The organism is Streptomyces sp. NPDC017225 (genome assembly GCF_044331465.1).
GTDB lineage: Bacteria > Actinomycetota > Actinomycetes > Streptomycetales > Streptomycetaceae > Streptomyces.
Genome location: NZ_JBIRNE010000009.1, coordinates 276849 through 292250, shown reverse-complemented (window position 1 = coordinate 292250; position 15402 = coordinate 276849). Strand labels below are relative to the sequence as shown.

At 71.3% G+C, this 15402-nt stretch carries 17 protein-coding genes; 6 read left to right on the top strand and 11 right to left on the bottom strand.

Annotation, left to right across the window (positions count from 1 at the left end):
• The first annotated feature begins 3 nt into the window (after positions 1-3).
• Positions 4-897, top strand: coding sequence for a recombination regulator RecX (gene recX, locus ACH4NX_RS21830; protein ID WP_398128329.1), 894 nt, complete (start codon positions 4-6; stop codon positions 895-897).
• A gap of 149 nt (positions 898-1046) precedes the next feature.
• Here recX and ACH4NX_RS21825 read toward each other — a convergent pair whose 3' ends face one another.
• The 8 genes from ACH4NX_RS21825 to ACH4NX_RS21790 all read right to left on the bottom strand — a co-directional run bounded on the left by ACH4NX_RS21825 (position 1047) and on the right by ACH4NX_RS21790 (position 7477).
• On the bottom strand, positions 1047-1439 hold the full coding sequence (locus ACH4NX_RS21825) for a rhodanese-like domain-containing protein (protein ID WP_398128328.1): 393 nt from the start codon (positions 1437-1439) through the stop codon (positions 1047-1049).
• Positions 1436-1981 (bottom strand): cysteine dioxygenase, encoded by a 546-nt coding sequence (locus ACH4NX_RS21820; RefSeq protein ID WP_351392583.1) that lies wholly within the window; start codon positions 1979-1981, stop codon positions 1436-1438. The genes ACH4NX_RS21825 and ACH4NX_RS21820 overlap by 4 nt, the downstream gene beginning before the upstream one ends.
• 69 nt (positions 1982-2050) lie before the next feature.
• A complete protein-coding gene (locus ACH4NX_RS21815) occupies positions 2051-2137 on the bottom strand; it encodes a putative leader peptide (protein ID WP_313960178.1) in 87 nt (28 codons plus the stop codon).
• A gap of 142 nt (positions 2138-2279) precedes the next feature.
• Positions 2280-3920 (bottom strand): FAD-dependent monooxygenase, encoded by a 1641-nt coding sequence (locus tag ACH4NX_RS21810; protein WP_398128327.1) that lies wholly within the window; start codon positions 3918-3920, stop codon positions 2280-2282.
• A gap of 176 nt (positions 3921-4096) precedes the next feature.
• Positions 4097-4975 carry an amino acid ABC transporter permease gene (locus ACH4NX_RS21805; RefSeq protein ID WP_351392590.1) on the bottom strand — a complete coding sequence of 293 codons (879 nt, stop codon included), beginning with the start codon at positions 4973-4975 and terminating at the stop codon, positions 4097-4099.
• Positions 4972-5637: an amino acid ABC transporter permease gene (locus ACH4NX_RS21800; RefSeq protein ID WP_345588887.1), complete on the bottom strand. Its 666-nt coding sequence runs from the start codon at positions 5635-5637 to the stop codon at positions 4972-4974. The genes ACH4NX_RS21805 and ACH4NX_RS21800 overlap by 4 nt, the downstream gene beginning before the upstream one ends.
• An 84-nt stretch (positions 5638-5721) precedes the next feature.
• Positions 5722-6561 carry a glutamate ABC transporter substrate-binding protein gene (locus tag ACH4NX_RS21795; RefSeq protein ID WP_351392594.1) on the bottom strand — a complete coding sequence of 280 codons (840 nt, stop codon included), beginning with the start codon at positions 6559-6561 and terminating at the stop codon, positions 5722-5724.
• 139 nt (positions 6562-6700) lie between these two features.
• Positions 6701-7477, bottom strand: coding sequence for an amino acid ABC transporter ATP-binding protein (locus tag ACH4NX_RS21790; RefSeq protein ID WP_351392597.1), 777 nt, complete (start codon positions 7475-7477; stop codon positions 6701-6703).
• Between the two features lie 290 nt (positions 7478-7767).
• On the opposite strand from ACH4NX_RS21790, the gene ACH4NX_RS21785 reads away from it, so the two are divergent.
• Complete coding sequence (locus tag ACH4NX_RS21785; RefSeq protein WP_351392600.1) at positions 7768-8454, top strand: response regulator transcription factor; 687 nt, start codon at positions 7768-7770, stop codon at positions 8452-8454.
• A 9-nt stretch (positions 8455-8463) separates the two neighbouring features.
• Complete coding sequence (locus ACH4NX_RS21780; RefSeq protein WP_351392602.1) at positions 8464-9933, top strand: HAMP domain-containing sensor histidine kinase; 1470 nt, start codon at positions 8464-8466, stop codon at positions 9931-9933.
• A gap of 55 nt (positions 9934-9988) precedes the next feature.
• On the opposite strand, the gene ACH4NX_RS21775 is transcribed toward ACH4NX_RS21780, so the two are convergent.
• Positions 9989-10984, bottom strand: coding sequence for a TAXI family TRAP transporter solute-binding subunit (locus ACH4NX_RS21775; protein WP_351392605.1), 996 nt, complete (start codon positions 10982-10984; stop codon positions 9989-9991).
• Between the two features lie 108 nt (positions 10985-11092).
• Between ACH4NX_RS21775 and ACH4NX_RS21770 the strand changes: the two genes are divergently transcribed.
• Complete coding sequence (locus ACH4NX_RS21770; RefSeq protein WP_398128326.1) at positions 11093-11521, top strand: MazG nucleotide pyrophosphohydrolase domain-containing protein; 429 nt, start codon at positions 11093-11095, stop codon at positions 11519-11521.
• 141 nt (positions 11522-11662) lie between these two features.
• On the opposite strand, the gene ACH4NX_RS21765 is transcribed toward ACH4NX_RS21770, so the two are convergent.
• Positions 11663-12922 (bottom strand): cation:proton antiporter, encoded by a 1260-nt coding sequence (locus ACH4NX_RS21765; RefSeq protein ID WP_398128325.1) that lies wholly within the window; start codon positions 12920-12922, stop codon positions 11663-11665.
• Positions 12923-12926: 4 nt separating this feature from the next.
• Positions 12927-13412, bottom strand: a complete 486-nt coding sequence (locus ACH4NX_RS21760; RefSeq protein ID WP_351392613.1) for a TrkA C-terminal domain-containing protein — start codon at positions 13410-13412, stop codon at positions 12927-12929.
• A gap of 102 nt (positions 13413-13514) precedes the next feature.
• Here ACH4NX_RS21760 and ACH4NX_RS21755 point away from each other — a divergent pair, with 102 nt between their 5' ends.
• On the top strand, positions 13515-14693 hold the full coding sequence (locus ACH4NX_RS21755; protein ID WP_398128324.1) for a sensor histidine kinase: 1179 nt from the start codon (positions 13515-13517) through the stop codon (positions 14691-14693).
• A complete protein-coding gene (locus ACH4NX_RS21750) occupies positions 14693-15352 on the top strand; it encodes a response regulator transcription factor (RefSeq protein WP_351392619.1) in 660 nt (219 codons plus the stop codon). The genes ACH4NX_RS21755 and ACH4NX_RS21750 overlap by 1 nt, the downstream gene beginning before the upstream one ends.
• Positions 15353-15402 lie beyond the last annotated feature (50 nt).

The following is a 15402-nucleotide window of genomic DNA, read 5'->3' as shown; positions in this document are numbered from 1 at the left end:
CCCGTGACACGACGAACCGACTGGGCCGAGTACGTCTACCCGGACAACGCCTCGCGGGAGCGCGAGCGGGGGAGACCGGGTGACGGCGGCTCCGCCGGGACGGAGGACGGCGCGTACGGGGTGGCGGCGACCCCGTACGGGACGGGCCTGTCCGCCGTCGCGGACGGCACGGCGGCGGACGGCTTCGAGCCGTACGGCGCCGAGGACCCGTACGACGCGGGCCCACCCGTTGACGGCTGCGTGCGCCACGGGGGCGGCGGGGTCCGCCACGAGGGCGGGCGAGGCCGCGGAACGGGCGGCGGCGGGCGCGGACGCCGGCGGCGCGAGCGTGCGGAGCCGTCCGCCGAGGACGGAGGTGCCACTTCCTCGTCGAGGGCCGAGAAGGGGGAGCCTCCGCGGGACCCGGTCGAGCAGGCGCGGGCGATCTGCCTTCGCCTGCTCACCGGGACCCCGCGCACCCGCAAGCAACTCGCCGACGCCCTGCGCAAGCGGGAGATTCCCGACGAGGCCGCCGAGGAGGTGCTGTCCAGGTTCGAGGAGGTCGGCCTGATCAACGACAGCGCCTTCGCGGAAGCCTGGGTCGAGTCCCGGCACCACGGCCGCGGGCTGGCCCGGCGCGCCCTCGCCAGGGAGCTGCGGACCAAGGGCGTCGACGCCGCGCTCATCGACGAGGCGGTCTCACAGCTGGACTCCGAGCAGGAGGAGGAGACCGCGCGCGAGCTGGTCGCCCGCAAGCTGCGCGCCACCCGTGGCCTCGACCGCGACAAGAGGCTGCGCCGCCTCGCGGGCATGCTGGCCCGCAAGGGCTACCCCGAGGGCATGGCCCTGCGCGTGGTCCGTCAGGCACTGGAGGAGGAGGGGGAGGACACGGAGTTCCTCGGCGACGAGGGGTTCTGACCCGGCACCGGGGACCCGGCCGAGGGGACGGGGAGGCGGTCGCCGTACTGCTCCGTCGCCGTACTGCCTCGCCGCCGGCTCCGAGTCCGGTGCCGCCCGGCCCTCCACGAGACCGGTCTCTTCCGCCCCTCGCCCCACACACGGTCGGGCTACGGACCGGCCACCGGCAGTCCCTCCGCCCGCCACGCCTGGAACCCGCCGATCAGGTCGGTGGCCCGGTGAAGCCCCAGGCGGTGCAGGGACTCCGCCGCCAGGCTGGAGGCGTAGCCCTCGTCGCACACCACGACGACGCGCAGGTCAGGACCCGTGGCCTCGGGGAGACGATGGCTGCCCCGCGGATCCAGGCGCCACTCCAGTTCGTTGCGCTCGATCAGCAGAGCCCCGGGGATCACGCCGTCCCGCTCGCGCAGGGCGGCGTACCGGATGTCCACCAGCAGCGCTGCGCCGGCCTCGGCGGCGTCGTACGCCGCGCGCGGCGCGATCCGCCGGTAACCGCCGCGGACCCGCTCCAGAAGCGCGTCGATCCCGGTCGGCTCGCTCACTGCCAGTCCTCCGGGCGCTCCACCTGCTCCAGGCGCAGGATCCGGCCGCTGCGGCTGTAGCGGCGGATCCGCGGCAGGGGTGGGTAGTAGGCGTGGACGGAGACCGCGTGCCGGTCGGACGACTCGTTGAGCACTTCGTGGACGTGGTGCCGGCCGAAGGCACGCCCCTTGCCGGCGGGCAGCCGGTGTTCCCGGTCCACGCCGTCGGTGAGTTCCAGGGTCTGCCAGCCGTCGGTGGGCAGGCGGGCGGCGAGTGAGTTCTCCGTGAGCTCGCCCGCGGCGGTCACGAAGGCGCCCACGGACTCGGCGTGGTCGTGCCAGCCGGTACCCGTGCCGGGCGGCCAGCCGATCAGCCAGGCCTCGCTGCCGCCCGGTCCTGCCAGCCGCACCCAGGTGCGGCCTTCCGGATCGAGCGGGAGGGAGGCGATCAGTGCGGCGTCGGCGGCCGTACGCCGTACGAAGTCGAGGAGCCCGGCCTGAGTGGGAGCGGACGTCGCCGCGGCGGAACGGGCAGGAGCAGGGGAGGAGACAGACACGGACACCGTCCTGGAGTTTCGCGAGGGAGCGCGCGGCGGCGTGCGGGAGCGGCGCGCGTCAGAAAAGGGGCGAATTCAGCAGGACGGACGACACACGCAGCCCGCATAGCGGACGAGGTCCATGTGGACCCTCCGCCACAGGCGTACACAGGTGTCGGTCACGATCCGGAGTAGACCACGACGGTGCGGGCCGGTCAACTCACCGTCACCATGCGGACACCGACCGGCCGCACCGGGGGCCCGCGATCGTGAGCCCCCGGCGAACACCCCCGTCGACCCCGTCGCCGAACACCCGGACGTCCGGTCAGCGGGAACCGGCCGCGGCTCCCGCCCCCGCCTCCCTCCCCGTGGCCTCTGCCGCCTCCGTGCCCTGCGTGGCCGCCGCCCCGCCCAGCGCCGCCTCCGCCGCCGCGTACAGGTCGGCAGGGCGCACCCCGTTCAGCGCCGTGACCAGGTGACCGTCGGGCCGCACCAGCAGCACCGTGTGCGCCGCGGCACCCGGATAGGCCTCGGCGACCAGCAGTTCGGCGTGGTGGGGCAGTGCCGTCACCGCCGCCGCCAGCCGGGGCATGATCCCGGCGGTCACCCAGTGCTTGCGGTCCCACACACCCGTACCCGGCGCGATCAGCAGCACCAGCAGTGCCCCGCGCCCGAGCCGGTCGCGCAGCTGTACGAACGTGCCGTCCTCCGCTGTCACCCGCACGTCGGTGACGGGCGTTCCCGGCGGAGTGGCGACGGGCACCTCCCCGGCGAGTGGCCCGGGCGCGAGCGGCGAGTCGGCGTAGGCCCCCGGCGCGCCGAGTGCTCCGCGCCCCAGATGGCCGTCCGCGAGCAGTGCGTCGTTGCCGCGGGTGGAGCCGGGGACGTAGGAACGCAGTCCTCCGCCGCCGCGCAGCAGCGGCAGTACCTGGTCGGCGGCGCGCAGTCGTGCGGCGATCGCCGTGCGCCGCTCCTCCTGGTAACTGTCGAGCAGTGCGTCGCGCGGCCCGTGGTGCCAGGCCAGGGCCAGCTTCCACGCGAGGTTGTCCGCGTCCAGCAGCCCTTCCTCGAATCCCTGGGTGCCCAGCGCGCCCAGCAGGTGGGCGGCGTCACCGGCGAGAAGTACGCGGCCCACCCGCCAGCGGCGGGCCAGCCGGTGGTGGACCGTGTGGACGCCGGTGTCGAGGAGTTCGTACGACGAGGGTGACCCGCCGGCCCAGCCGGTGAGGGTCTCGCGGACCCGGTTCACCAGCATTTCGGGCGTGACCAGGTCCTTGCCGGGGGGCAGCAGCCAGTCCAGACGCCACACGCCGTCCGGCAGGGGACGGCCGACGATCTCGCCGGCCGACGGACCGGACGTACGCCACGGCGGCATCCGGTGGAGCAGGGCCTCGTCGGTCCACGGGAGTTCCACACGCAGTGCGGCGACGGCGTACCGTTCCACCGCCGTACGGCCGGGGAAGCGGATGTCCTGGAGCTTGCGGACGGTCGAGCGGGGGCCGTCGCAGCCGACCAGATAGCTGCCGCGCCACCAGGTGCCGCCGGGACCGCGGGTGTGGGCGGTGACGCCGGAGGTCTCCTGCTCGATGCCGTCCAGGCGGCTGTCGACCGCGATCCGGACGAGCGGCTCGCGGGCGAGCGCCGTGCGCAGGACACCGGTCAGCTCGTGCTGGGCGATGTGCAGTGGCGCCGGATCGGTGTCGCCGAACCCGGCCTTCGCTGTCACCTGCTTGCGCCGCATCGACCGCCATCCGGCCCAATAGAGACCCGGTCCCGCCAGCGGTGTGCCGGTCAGCCGCTCGACGAGGGCGACGGCGTCCTCGCGCAGGACGACGGTGCGCGCGGGCCGGGGTTCGTCCTTGCCCGGCCCTTCGTCGAGGACGACACAGGGCACCTCCTGCCGTGCCAGTGCCAGGGCGAGCGTGAGCCCGACGGGCCCCGCTCCCGTGATGATCACCGGGTCCACGGTGCGGCGCCCCCTGCCCGTGGCGGTGTCCCGGGGGACGCAGGTGAACAGGACGTTGGGGCAGGGTGCACGGTCACAGAACGTATGCAACCTACTGCCGCTGTCCGCGTCAAGCGACGGAGGCCGTGGCGATCATGCCACGGCCTCCGTCGATGGTCATACGAGTTGACCGGGTGTCAGGCGGCTGCTCCTGTGTTCGCCTGGGTGTCGTCCGCCTTGAGGACCGCACCGGTCGACTTCTTCGCCCGCCGGAGCCGGCGCTCCAGCCAGCTCGCGAAACTGGTGAGGAGGAAGTTGAGCGCGATGAAGATCACGGCGACCACGGTGAAGCTGGCGATGACGTTGGCGCCGTAGTAGGCGCTCATCGTGTTGGCCGACGCGAGCAGTTCGGGGAAGGTGAGAACGGCACCACCGAGCGCGGTGTCCTTCAGGATGACGACGAGCTGGCTGACGATGGCCGGCAACATCGTGGTGACCGCCTGCGGCAGCAGGATGGTCCGCATCACCTGGCCCTTGCGAAGGCCGATCGCCATCGCCGCCTCGGACTGGCCCTTGGGCAGGGCCAGGATGCCCGCCCGGACGATCTCCGCGAGGACCGAGGCGTTGTACAGCACGAGTCCCGTGACCACCGCGTACAGCGGACGGTCGTCCGAGCTGACGTTGGTGTACTCGGCGAACAGGGCGAGGCCGAAGATCATCAGGACCAGCACGGGGATGGACCGGAAGAACTCGACCACGATCGAGGCCGGTACCCGAACCCACACGTGGTCCGACAGCCGGGCGATGCCGAGAATCGCGCCGAGCGGCAGCGCGATGACCACCGCGAGGGCGGCCGCCTTCAGAGTGTTCTGCAGACCCGGCCAGATGTACGTGGACCAGGCCTCGGAGCCGGAGAAGAACGGCTTCCACAGGGCCCATTCGAGCTGGCCCTTTTCGTCGAGGGTGCTGAACACCCACCACAGCAGGGCCGCGAGGGCCGCCACGAAGACCACCGTGAAGACGATGTTGCGCCGCTTCGCGCGGGGGCCCTGGGCGTCGTAGAGAACGGAACTCATCGCTTCACCGCCACCTTCTTGCCCACCCAGCTGAGAATCAGGCCGGTCGGCAGCGTCAGAACCACGAAACCGAAGGCGATGACCGAGGAGATCAGCAGCAGCTGTGCCTCGTTCTCGATCATCTCCTTCATCAGGAGGGCCGCCTCGGCGACACCGATGGCCGCGGCCACCGTGGTGTTCTTGATGAGCGCGATCAACACGTTCGCCAGGGGGACGACGGAGGAACGAAACGCCTGCGGCAGCACCACGTGCCGCAGCACCTGGCCGAAGCTGAGCCCGATCGCCCGGGCCGCCTCCGCCTGCCCGACCGGCACCGTGTTGATGCCGGAGCGCAACGCCTCGCAGACGAAGGACGAGGTGTAGAGAATCAGACCGAGGACGGCGAGCCGGAAGTTGATCGTCTCGACGGTGTCCGCGCCGAGGGACACTCCCAGCGTCTGGTTCAGGCCCAGCGACGTGAACAGGATGATGACGGTCAGGGGGATGTTCCGCACGGTGTTCACGTACGCGGTCCCGAAGCCGCGCATCAGCGGCACCGGGCCGACCCGCATGGCGGCCAGTGCGGTGCCCCAGATCAGGGAGCCGACGGCCGAGAGCACAGCAAGCTGCACCGTCGTCCAGAAGGCTCCCAGCAGGTCGTAATCCTTAAGAAAGTCGAACACGATCTCCCGCGCTTCCGCGTGTAGGGATGCCCGCCCCGGTGCGCCGTCCCTTCCGGAGGACGGCGCACCCTGTCAGGCCCGGCTTCAGCTCTTGATGTCGCCGATCTTCGGCGCCGGCTCGTTCTTGTAGTTGGCCGGGCCGAAGTTGTCCTTGACGGCCTTGTCCCAGGCCTTGTCGGCGACCATCTCTTCAAGGGCCTTGTTGATCTTGTCCTTGAGGTCGCTGCCCTTCTTGACGCCGATGCCGTAGTTCTCGTTCGTCAGCTTGAAGCCGCCGAGCTTGAACTTGCCCTCGAACTGCTTCTGGGAGGCGTAACCGGCGAGGATCGAGTCGTCGGTGGTCAGCGCGTCGATGGCGCCGTTCTGAAGACCGGGCAGGCAGGCCGAGTACGTCGGGTAGGGCTGCAGCTGCGCCTTGGGCGCCAGCTTCTCCTTGATGTTCTGGGCCGACGTCGAGCCGGTGACCGAGCAGAGCTTCGCGTCGTTCAGGTCCTCCGGCGACTTGATCTTGTCGTCGTCGGCGCGGAGCAGCACGTCCTGGTGGGCGAGCAGGTACGGGCCGGCGAAGTCGACCTTCTCCTGGCGCTGCGGCGTGATCGAGTACGTGGCGGCGATGAAGTCGACGTCACCGCGCTGGAGCATGGTCTCGCGGTCGGCGCTCTTCGACTCCTTCCACTCGATCTGGTCCTCGGTGTAGCCGAGCTTCTTGGCGACGTACGTGGCGACGTCCACGTCGAAGCCCTCGTAGCCGTCCGGGGTCTTCTGGCCGAGGCCCGGCTGGTCGAACTTGATGCCGATGGTGATCTTCTTGTCGCCGCCACCGGAGGAACCGCTGTCGTCGCCGTCGTCGGAACCGCACGCGGTGGCGGTCAGGGCGAGGGCGAGCACGGCGGCCGAGGCGGCGGTGACCTTGCGGAGCTTCATGGTGAACATCCTTTGGCTGTGATCGAGCTGCGATCGAACTGTGATCGGACGATCAGAGAGGATCAGGTGATCGGATGCGGCCGACGGGGGTGGGCCGCCAGAGCGGGCGACGCGGTACGCCGGAGCCGCGCCGGGAGCGTCAGTGGTGCAGGATCTTCGACAGGAAGTCCTTGGCGCGGTCACTGCGCGGATTGCTGAAGAACTGGTCCGGCGTGGCCTCTTCGACGATGCGGCCGTCCGCCATGAACACCACGCGGTTGGCCGCCGACCGGGCGAAGCCCATCTCGTGCGTGACCACGATCATGGTCATGCCGTCGCGGGCGAGCTGCTGCATGACCTCCAGCACCTCGTTGATCATCTCCGGGTCGAGAGCCGAGGTCGGCTCGTCGAACAGCATGACCTTCGGGTCCATGGCCAGCGCCCGCGCGATGGCGACGCGCTGCTGCTGACCGCCGGAGAGCTGCGCGGGGTACTTGTCCGCCTGGGCGCTCACACCCACGCGGTCGAGCAGGGCGCGGGCCTTCTCCTCGGCCGTCTTGGCGTCGACCTTGCGGACCTTGATCTGGCCCAGGGTCACGTTCTCGAGCACGGTCTTGTGCGCGAAGAGATTGAAGGACTGGAAGACCATGCCGACGTCGGCCCGCAGCCTGGCGAGCTCCTTGCCCTCCGCGGGAAGGGGCTTGCCGTCGATAGCGATCGATCCTGAGTCGATGGTCTCCAGGCGGTTGATGGTGCGGCACAGGGTGGACTTACCGGACCCGGAGGGTCCGATGACCACGACAACCTCGCCGCGGGTGATCGTCAGGTCGATGTCCTGGAGCACGTGCAACGCGCCGAAGTGCTTGTTGACACTCTTCAGGACGACCAGTTCGCCGGTCGCGGCCACATCTTCCTTGGCCACCGATACTTCGGTCATCGCTCTCGGGCTCCGTCCTCCTCGGTTTCGGAGGACAGTAGTGACGCCGGACGACCCGCGTCTCTACATCTGAGGGGAATCTGAGCATCACGATCCGATAGCAATCGGACACGAGTCGTAGCACTTGTGAGCAGGGCGCATATCGGCCGGATAACTTCGAGCGGCCGCAACCGGAACCCTCTTGACGCCGTCCCCCTCCATCGGCGTCACTGCACAAGGCGCACGCGCGTGTGTGCACACGTCTTTCTAGCCATGCCAGGAGTACGGCCGATGAACCGAAGGAGGCCCGGATGAGACTGCTGCTCGTCGAGGACGACAACCATGTAGCCGCCGCCCTGTCCGCGATCCTCGCGCGGCACGGCTTCGACGTCACCCACGCGCGCAACGGCGAGGAGGCACTCCAGGCGCTCGTCCCCGAGGGCGACTGCTTCGGCGTCGTCCTGCTCGACCTCGGCCTGCCCGACCAGGACGGCTACGAGGTCTGCGGCAAGATCCGCAAGCGCACCAGCACCCCGGTCATCATGGTCACCGCCCGCGCCGACGTCCGCTCCCGCATCCACGGCCTCAACCTCGGCGCCGACGACTACGTGGTCAAGCCGTACGACACCGGAGAGCTGCTCGCCCGTATCCACGCCGTCAGCCGGCGCACCGTCCAGGAGGACGCACCCGGGAGCCCCGGGACGGTGGTGCGCCTCGGAGCGGTGCACATCGAGCTGTCCACGCGCCAGGTCAGTGTGGACGGTACGGTCGTCCAGCTCACCCGCAAGGAGTTCGACCTCCTCGCCCTGCTCGCACAGCGCCCCGGGGTCGTCTTCCGCCGGGAGCAGATCATCAGCGAGGTGTGGCGCACCAGCTGGGAGGGGACCGGACGCACGCTGGAGGTGCACGTCGCCTCCCTGCGGTCCAAGCTGCGCATGCCGGCGCTCATCGAGACCGTCCGCGGCGTCGGCTACCGCCTCGTCGCCCCCACCGCGTAGCGGGGCCGGGTGAGCACACGCCTGCTCCCGCTGCTCATCGTCCTGATGGCGGCCGTACTGCTCGCGCTCGGTGTCCCGCTCGGTATCAGCGGCGCCCGCGCGGAGCAGCAGAAGGTCGTCATCGACCGCATAGACGACACGGCACGCTTCGCCGCGCTCGCCCAGTTCGTCACCGAGGACGTGCCGGGCGGATCGCGCCGGACGGCCACGGACGAACGCCTGGAGACCCTGCAGACCGAACTCACCAGCTACTACGAGGTCTACGGCATCAAGGCGGGCGTCTTCTACCGCAACCACATCCCCATGGCCAACGCGCCCACGACCTGGTTCCTGCCCCAGCGGGGCGAGGTGCGCGACTCCTTCGACGAGGCGCTGCTCAGCCGCCGCAGCCACGACCCGGAGCAGGTGTGGCCCTGGGAGGACGGCCGGCTCGTGGTCGCCTCGCCGGTCATCCGGGACGGGGACGTCGTCGCGGTCGTGGTCACCGACTCGCCCACCGACTCCATGCGGTCGCGCACCCTGCGCGGCTGGCTGGTCATCGGCGCCGGGGAGATCGCCGCGATGCTGCTCGCCGTCGGGGCCGCGCTCCGGCTGACCGGCTGGGTGCTCAGGCCGGTACGGGTCCTGGACGCCACGACCCACGACATCGCCACCGGACGGCTCAAGTCCCGGGTCGCGCCGGCCGGGGGGCCGCCGGAGCTCAGACGCCTGGCCCGGTCGTTCAACGAGATGGCGGACCATGTGGAGGACGTGCTGGAGCAGCAGCGCGCCTTCGTCGCCGACGCCTCGCACCAGCTGCGCAACCCCCTCGCGGCACTGCTGCTGCGCATCGAACTGCTCGCCCTCGAACTGCCCGAGGGCAACGAGGAGATCGCCTCCGTCCAGACCGAGGGCAAGCGCCTGGCCCGGGTCCTGGACGACCTTCTCGACCTGGCGCTGGCCGAGCACAGCCGGGCCGACCTCCAGGTCACCGACATCGGCGCGCTGGCCGCCGAGCGGATGGCCGCCTGGTCGCCGACGGCCGGTGCCAAGGGCGTACGGCTGGTCGGGGACTGCCCGCCGACCACGGGCTGGGCCGACCCGGTGACGCTGTCCAGCGCCCTGGACGCGGTCATCGACAACGCCGTGAAGTTCACGCCGGCCGACGAGACCGTCCGGGTCGCGGTCCTGTCCACCGGCGACGCCGCCACCGTCGTCGTCACCGACAACGGTCCCGGGCTGACCGACGAGGAGCTCGCGCGCGTGGGCGACCGTTTCTGGCGCAGTGGCCGGCACCAGAACATCAAGGGCTCCGGCCTGGGCCTGTCCATCTGCCGGGCGCTGCTCGCGGCGGGCGACGGCTCGATCTCCTTCGGCCACCACGAGCCGCACGGCCTCGAGGTGACGGTCACGGTGCCGAGATCCGGGCCTACGTCTGAGGCCGGGTCTGGGCCTGGGCCGGGGTCTGCGTCGGGGGCGGGCGCGCGGAAGGAGCCGTAGCGGTCACGGGGGCCTCACCGGCCGGTGGTCCCGGGCAGCGCCCCGGCAGCACGTACTACGGCTTGACCGACCGGTAGTAGCGCCGGGCACCCTCGTGCAGCTCCAGCGGGTCGGTGTAGATCGCGGTACGCAGGTCCACCAGTTGCGCGGAGTGGACGGTCGCCCCGATGCCGTCGCGGCTGTCGAGCACCGTCCTGGTCAGCCACTCGGTGAGCCGGGGGTCCATGTCAGCGCGCGTCATCAGCAGGTTGGACACCGCCATCGTGGGCACCACGGAGCCGTTCTGCACGGTGGGGTAGGCCGACTCCGGCATGTTGGTGGTGCGGTAGTAGCGGGTCGCGCCGCCGGATTCGTGCAGCTTGGTGACGAGGTCCTCGCCGATCGGCACGAACCGGAAGGCGGTGGTCTCCGCTATCTGCTTGAGCCCGTCAGTCGGCACCCCGCCCGACCAGAAGAACGCGTCGAGCTCCTCACCCAGCCGCCCGGGCCCGGTGTCGATCCCGTCCGCATGGGGAGTGATGTCCCTCTCCGGATCGATGCCCACGGCCCTCAGCAGCCGGGTGGCGATCAGCCGTACGCCCGAATTCGGCAGCCCGATGGCCACCCGCTTGCCGCGCAGGTCGGCCACGGTCTGGATGTCCGAGTCACTCGGCACCACGAGCTGCACGTAGTCGTCGTAGAGGCGGGCCACACCGCGCAGCCCCTCGGCACCGGGACGGTCGGCGATCTTGTACGTCTCCACCGCGTCGGCCGCCGCGATGGTGAAGTCGGCCTCCCCTGACGCCACACGCTCGACGTTCTCCTGAGAGCCCGCGCTGGTTGTCAGCCGCACCTTCAGGCCGGGCATGTCCTTGCGCAGCTCGGTGCGCAGCAGCTCGCCGTACTTCTGGTAGACCCCCGCGCGGGTGCCCGTGCTGAAGGTGATCGTCCCGCCCGGCGGTTCCTTGCCCAGCGGCAGCAGCCACCACAGCAGCAGCCCGAGGGCGACGGCACCGGCGACCGTGCCCTGGACGGCCCGGCGCCTGCCGATACGGGAGAACAGCGTGGACATGGGCGCGATCCTGCCAGTCCGCAACCCCGCTGACCAGGGCCGAGCTCACACGGTGGCCGCTTCGGCGTCCGGATCCGGCTGTCAGTGGCGCTCGCTACAGTCGTCGGCATGAGTTCCTCGCCCGCCGACCTGGTCCGCGCCTTCCACCTCGCCTTCGGGCTGGATGCCCGCAGTGCTCCGACCGAGGTCTCGCCCGACCTGGCCGCCCACAGGGGCGAGCTGCTCGCGGAGGAGGCCGCGGAGGTCGCCGAGGTGTCGGTGACGGGCCCGCTCGACCGGCTCGCGCACGAACTGGCCGACGTGGTCTACGTCGCGTACGGCACGGCCCTCGTCCACGGCGTCGACCTCGACGCGGTGATCGCCGAGATCCACCGCTCCAACATGACCAAGCTCGGGCCCGACGGCCAGATCAGCCGCAGAGCCGACGGGAAGGTACTCAAGGGCAACCACTACGAGGCACCGGACGTGCCGGGCGTCCTTCGCCGGCAGGGGTGGACGCCCCGGACGCCGGAGGCCCTGGACGCGTCGGAGGCCTGACGCGGGTGGGCGTCCTGCGACGGGCCGCGGGCGCGGCGGTGCGGCGCAGGGCGCCCGGCACGTCCGGAGGACGGCCCAGGCACCTGCGTGGCCGGGGCCGTGCCGGGGGTCCGGACCGCAGGCCAGGGCCGATGCGCGAGGTCAGTCGCCCACCGAAGCCTCCGCACCCGTCGTACGCGGCGTCCCGTCGGTCCCGGCCTTCCCGTCGATACCGCCGGGGAGACCGGCGGGGCGGTCGGGATTGTCGCGGCGGCGGAAGAGACGGCTCGCCAGCGGCTCGGTGAAGCGGGCGGTGAGGGGACCGAGGACGACCAGGATGAGGACGTAGGCCGTGGCCAGCGGGCCCAGGGACGGTTCGATGCCCGCCGAGACCGCGAGGCCCGCGATGACGATCGAGAACTCGCCGCGGGCCACCAGCGCGCCGCCCGTGCGCCAGCGGCCCTTGACGGAGATCCCCGCGCGCCGCGCCGCCCAGTACCCGGTGGCGATCTTGGTCACGGCGGTGAGCAGGGCCAGCGCGAGCGCGGGCAGCAGGACCGGCGGAATGCTGGCCGGATCGGTGTGCAGCCCGAAGAAGACGAAGAAGACCGCGGCGAACAGGTCCCGCAGCGGGCTCAGCAGCGTGTGCGCACCCTCCGCGACCTCCCCGGACAGCGCGATGCCCACCAGGAACGCGCCCACCGCGGCCGACACCTGGAGCTGCTGCGCCACGCCCGCGACCAGGATCGTCAGGCCCAGCACCACCAGCAGCAGCTTCTCCGGGTCGTCGCTGGAGACGAACCGCGAGATCAGACGGCCGTAACGCACGGCCACGAACAGCACCAGACCCGCCGCGGCCAGCGCGACCGCCAGCGTGATGCTGCCGGTCATCAGCCCGGCACCGGCGACCAGAGCCGTGACGATCGGCAGGTACACCGCCATCGCCAGGTCCTCCAGGACCAGCACGCTCAGGATCACCGGGGTCTCCCGGTTGCCGACGCGGCCGAGGTCTCCGAGCACCTTGGCGATGACCCCGGACGACGAGATCCACGTCACCCCCGCCAGTACGACGGCGGCCACCGGGCCCCAGCCCATCAACAGCGCGGCCACCGCGCCCGGCACCGCGTTGAACGCGCAGTCGACGAGGCCGGCCGGATAGTGGGACTTGAGGTTGGTGACCAGGTCACCGGCCGTGTATTCAAGACCCAGCATCAGCAGCAGCAGGATGACGCCGATCTCGGCGCCGGTGGCGACGAACTCCTCGCTCGCGCCCAGTGGCAGCAGCCCGCCCTCGCCGAACGCCAGACCGGCCAGCAGGTACAGCGGGATGGGGGAGAGGCGGTACCGGCCGGCGAACCGGCCGAGCAGTCCGAGCCCCAGAATGATGGAACCGAACTCGATCAGAAGAACCGCGGAGTGCACCGGCTCACTCCTGCCCGAGTATCGTCGCGGCCGCGTCGACGCCCTCGCGGGTTCCGATGACGATCAGAGTGTCACCACCCACCAGACGGAAGTCCGGCGCCGGCGACGGAATCGCCTCGGCCCGCCGCAGCACCGCGACGATCGACGCGCCGGTCTCGGTGCGCATGCACGTCTCGCCCAGCAGCCGCCCGTTCCAGCGGGACGTCGCGGCCACCTCGATCCGCTCGGCGACCAGCCCCAGATCCGTGGTGTAGAGCAGGTTCGCGCTGTGGTGGGACGGCTTCAGGGCGTCGATCAGCGCGCCGGCCTCCGGGCCGGCCAGCCTCAGTGAGTGGGCGCAGGAATCGGGGTCGTCGGTCCGGTACACGTTCACCGTGCGGGTGCCGTCGCGGTGTGCCACCACCGAGAGGTGGCGGTGTTCGCGGGTCACCAGGTCGTACTGGACCCCGATACCCGGCAGCGGCGTCGCCCTCAGGCGTGGTGCTGACACGAGTTTTCCCCTCATTCGTCCTGCGTCTGTTACTGCGCTTCGCGCACGTGCGTGACGTGCTCGCGGCCTCGCCATGCTGTCATCCGCGCGTACGGTGACGATATGGGTGTCGTGACGGATATACGCAGCCGGTCGCGGGGGGCGAAGCTGGTCGAGGCGGTGTCGTGCGCGAAGGCCGGGAGGAGCGGGAAGAGGACCGTGTCGCTGTTCTGGCGGATCTTCCTGCTCAACGCCGCGGGCCTGGTCGTCGCCACCGCACTGCTGCTGGGACCGGTCACCGTGTCGACGCCCGTCCTCGTCGGTGAGGCCCTGATATTGCTGGCCGGCCTCGCGGTGCTGCTGGCCGGCAACGCGATCGTCCTGCGCCTGGGGCTCACCCCGCTGCACCGGCTCGGCCACGCCATGGCCACCGCCGACCTGCTGGTGCCCGGGGCCCGGCCGGAGGTCGCCGGACCGGCCGAGGCGGCACAGCTGATCGCGACGTACAACACGATGCTGGACCGGCTCCAGGCCGAACGCGCCGCGGGTGCCGGCCGCGCGCTGCAGGCCCAGGAGGACGAACGCCACCGCATCGCGCGCGAACTCCACGACGAGGTGGGCCAGACCCTCACCGCCGTCCTCCTCCAGCTCAAGCGGGTCGCCGACCGGGTACCGGCGGAGCTGCGCGAGGAGGTGACCCTGTCGCAGGAGGCCACCCGGGCGGGCCTCGACGAGGTCCGCCGCATCGCCCGCCGCCTGCGCCCCGGTGTGCTGGAGGAGCTGGGCCTCGCCAGCGCCCTGCGCTCGCTCGCCGCCGAGTTCACCCACCACGGGCTGACCGTCCACCACCGAGTCCCCGGCGATCTGCCCCCGCTCGCCCCGGAAGCGGAACTCGTGATCTACCGGGTCGCCCAGGAGGGCCTGACCAACACCGCCCGCCACGCCGCCGCCGACCGCGCGCAGCTCAGCCTCCGTACGTTGCCCGACGGCGTCGAACTGCTCGTACGCGACAACGGCACCGGCCTCGGCGAGGCCCCCGAGGGCGCCGGCATCCACGGCATGCGCGAACGGGCCCTGCTGATAGGAGCCGAGATCCACCTCGAACCAGCCCCCGGACGGGGCACCGACGTACGCCTGCACGTCCCGACCCCACCAGGGGACCGCACCGCGAACCGAGCCGGGGACGCGGCAGGGTCTTGGTCCGTCGCCCGAGCCGAGGACGCGGCCGGAAGCCAGTCCGCAGACCGAACCGAGGACACGGTTGGGGACCGGTCCTCAGACCGAACCGGAGACCGCCCCTGATGTCCGCCCGGCCCCCGATCCGAGTCCTGCTCGCCGACGACCACACCCTCGTACGCCGCGGCGTACGCCTCATCCTGGACGGCGAACCGGACCTGACGGTCGTCGCGGAGGCCGGGGACGGCGCCGAGGCCGTCGCGGCGGCGCGGGCCACCGAGGCCGACCTGGCCGTCCTGGACGTCGCCATGCCCCGCATGACCGGCCTCCAGGCGGCCCGTGAGCTCTCCCGCCGCCTGCCCGAGCTGCGCATCCTCATCCTGACCATGTACGACAACGAGCAGTACTTCTTCGAGGCGCTGAAGGCCGGGGCCTGTGGTTACGTCCTCAAGTCCGTCGCCGACCGCGACCTGGTCGAGGCGTGCCGGGCGGCCGTACGCGACGAGCCGTTCATCTACCCGGGCGCCGAGCGGGCCCTGGTCCGCTCCTACCTGGACCGCCTGCACAGCGGCGGCGGCCTGCCCGAGCGGCCCATCACGGAACGCGAGGAGGAGATCCTCAAGCTCGTCGCCGAGGGGCACACCTCCAAGGAGATCGGCGAGCTGCTGTTCATCAGTGCCAAGACCGTCGAACGCCACCGCGCCAACCTCCTCCAGAAGCTGGGCGTCCGCGACCGCCTGGAACTCACCCGGTACGCGATCCGCGCGGGCCTCATCGAGCCCTGACCTGCCCTGACCAGCCGCGATCCCGGTTGTCCACAGGCGGCCCGGGCACC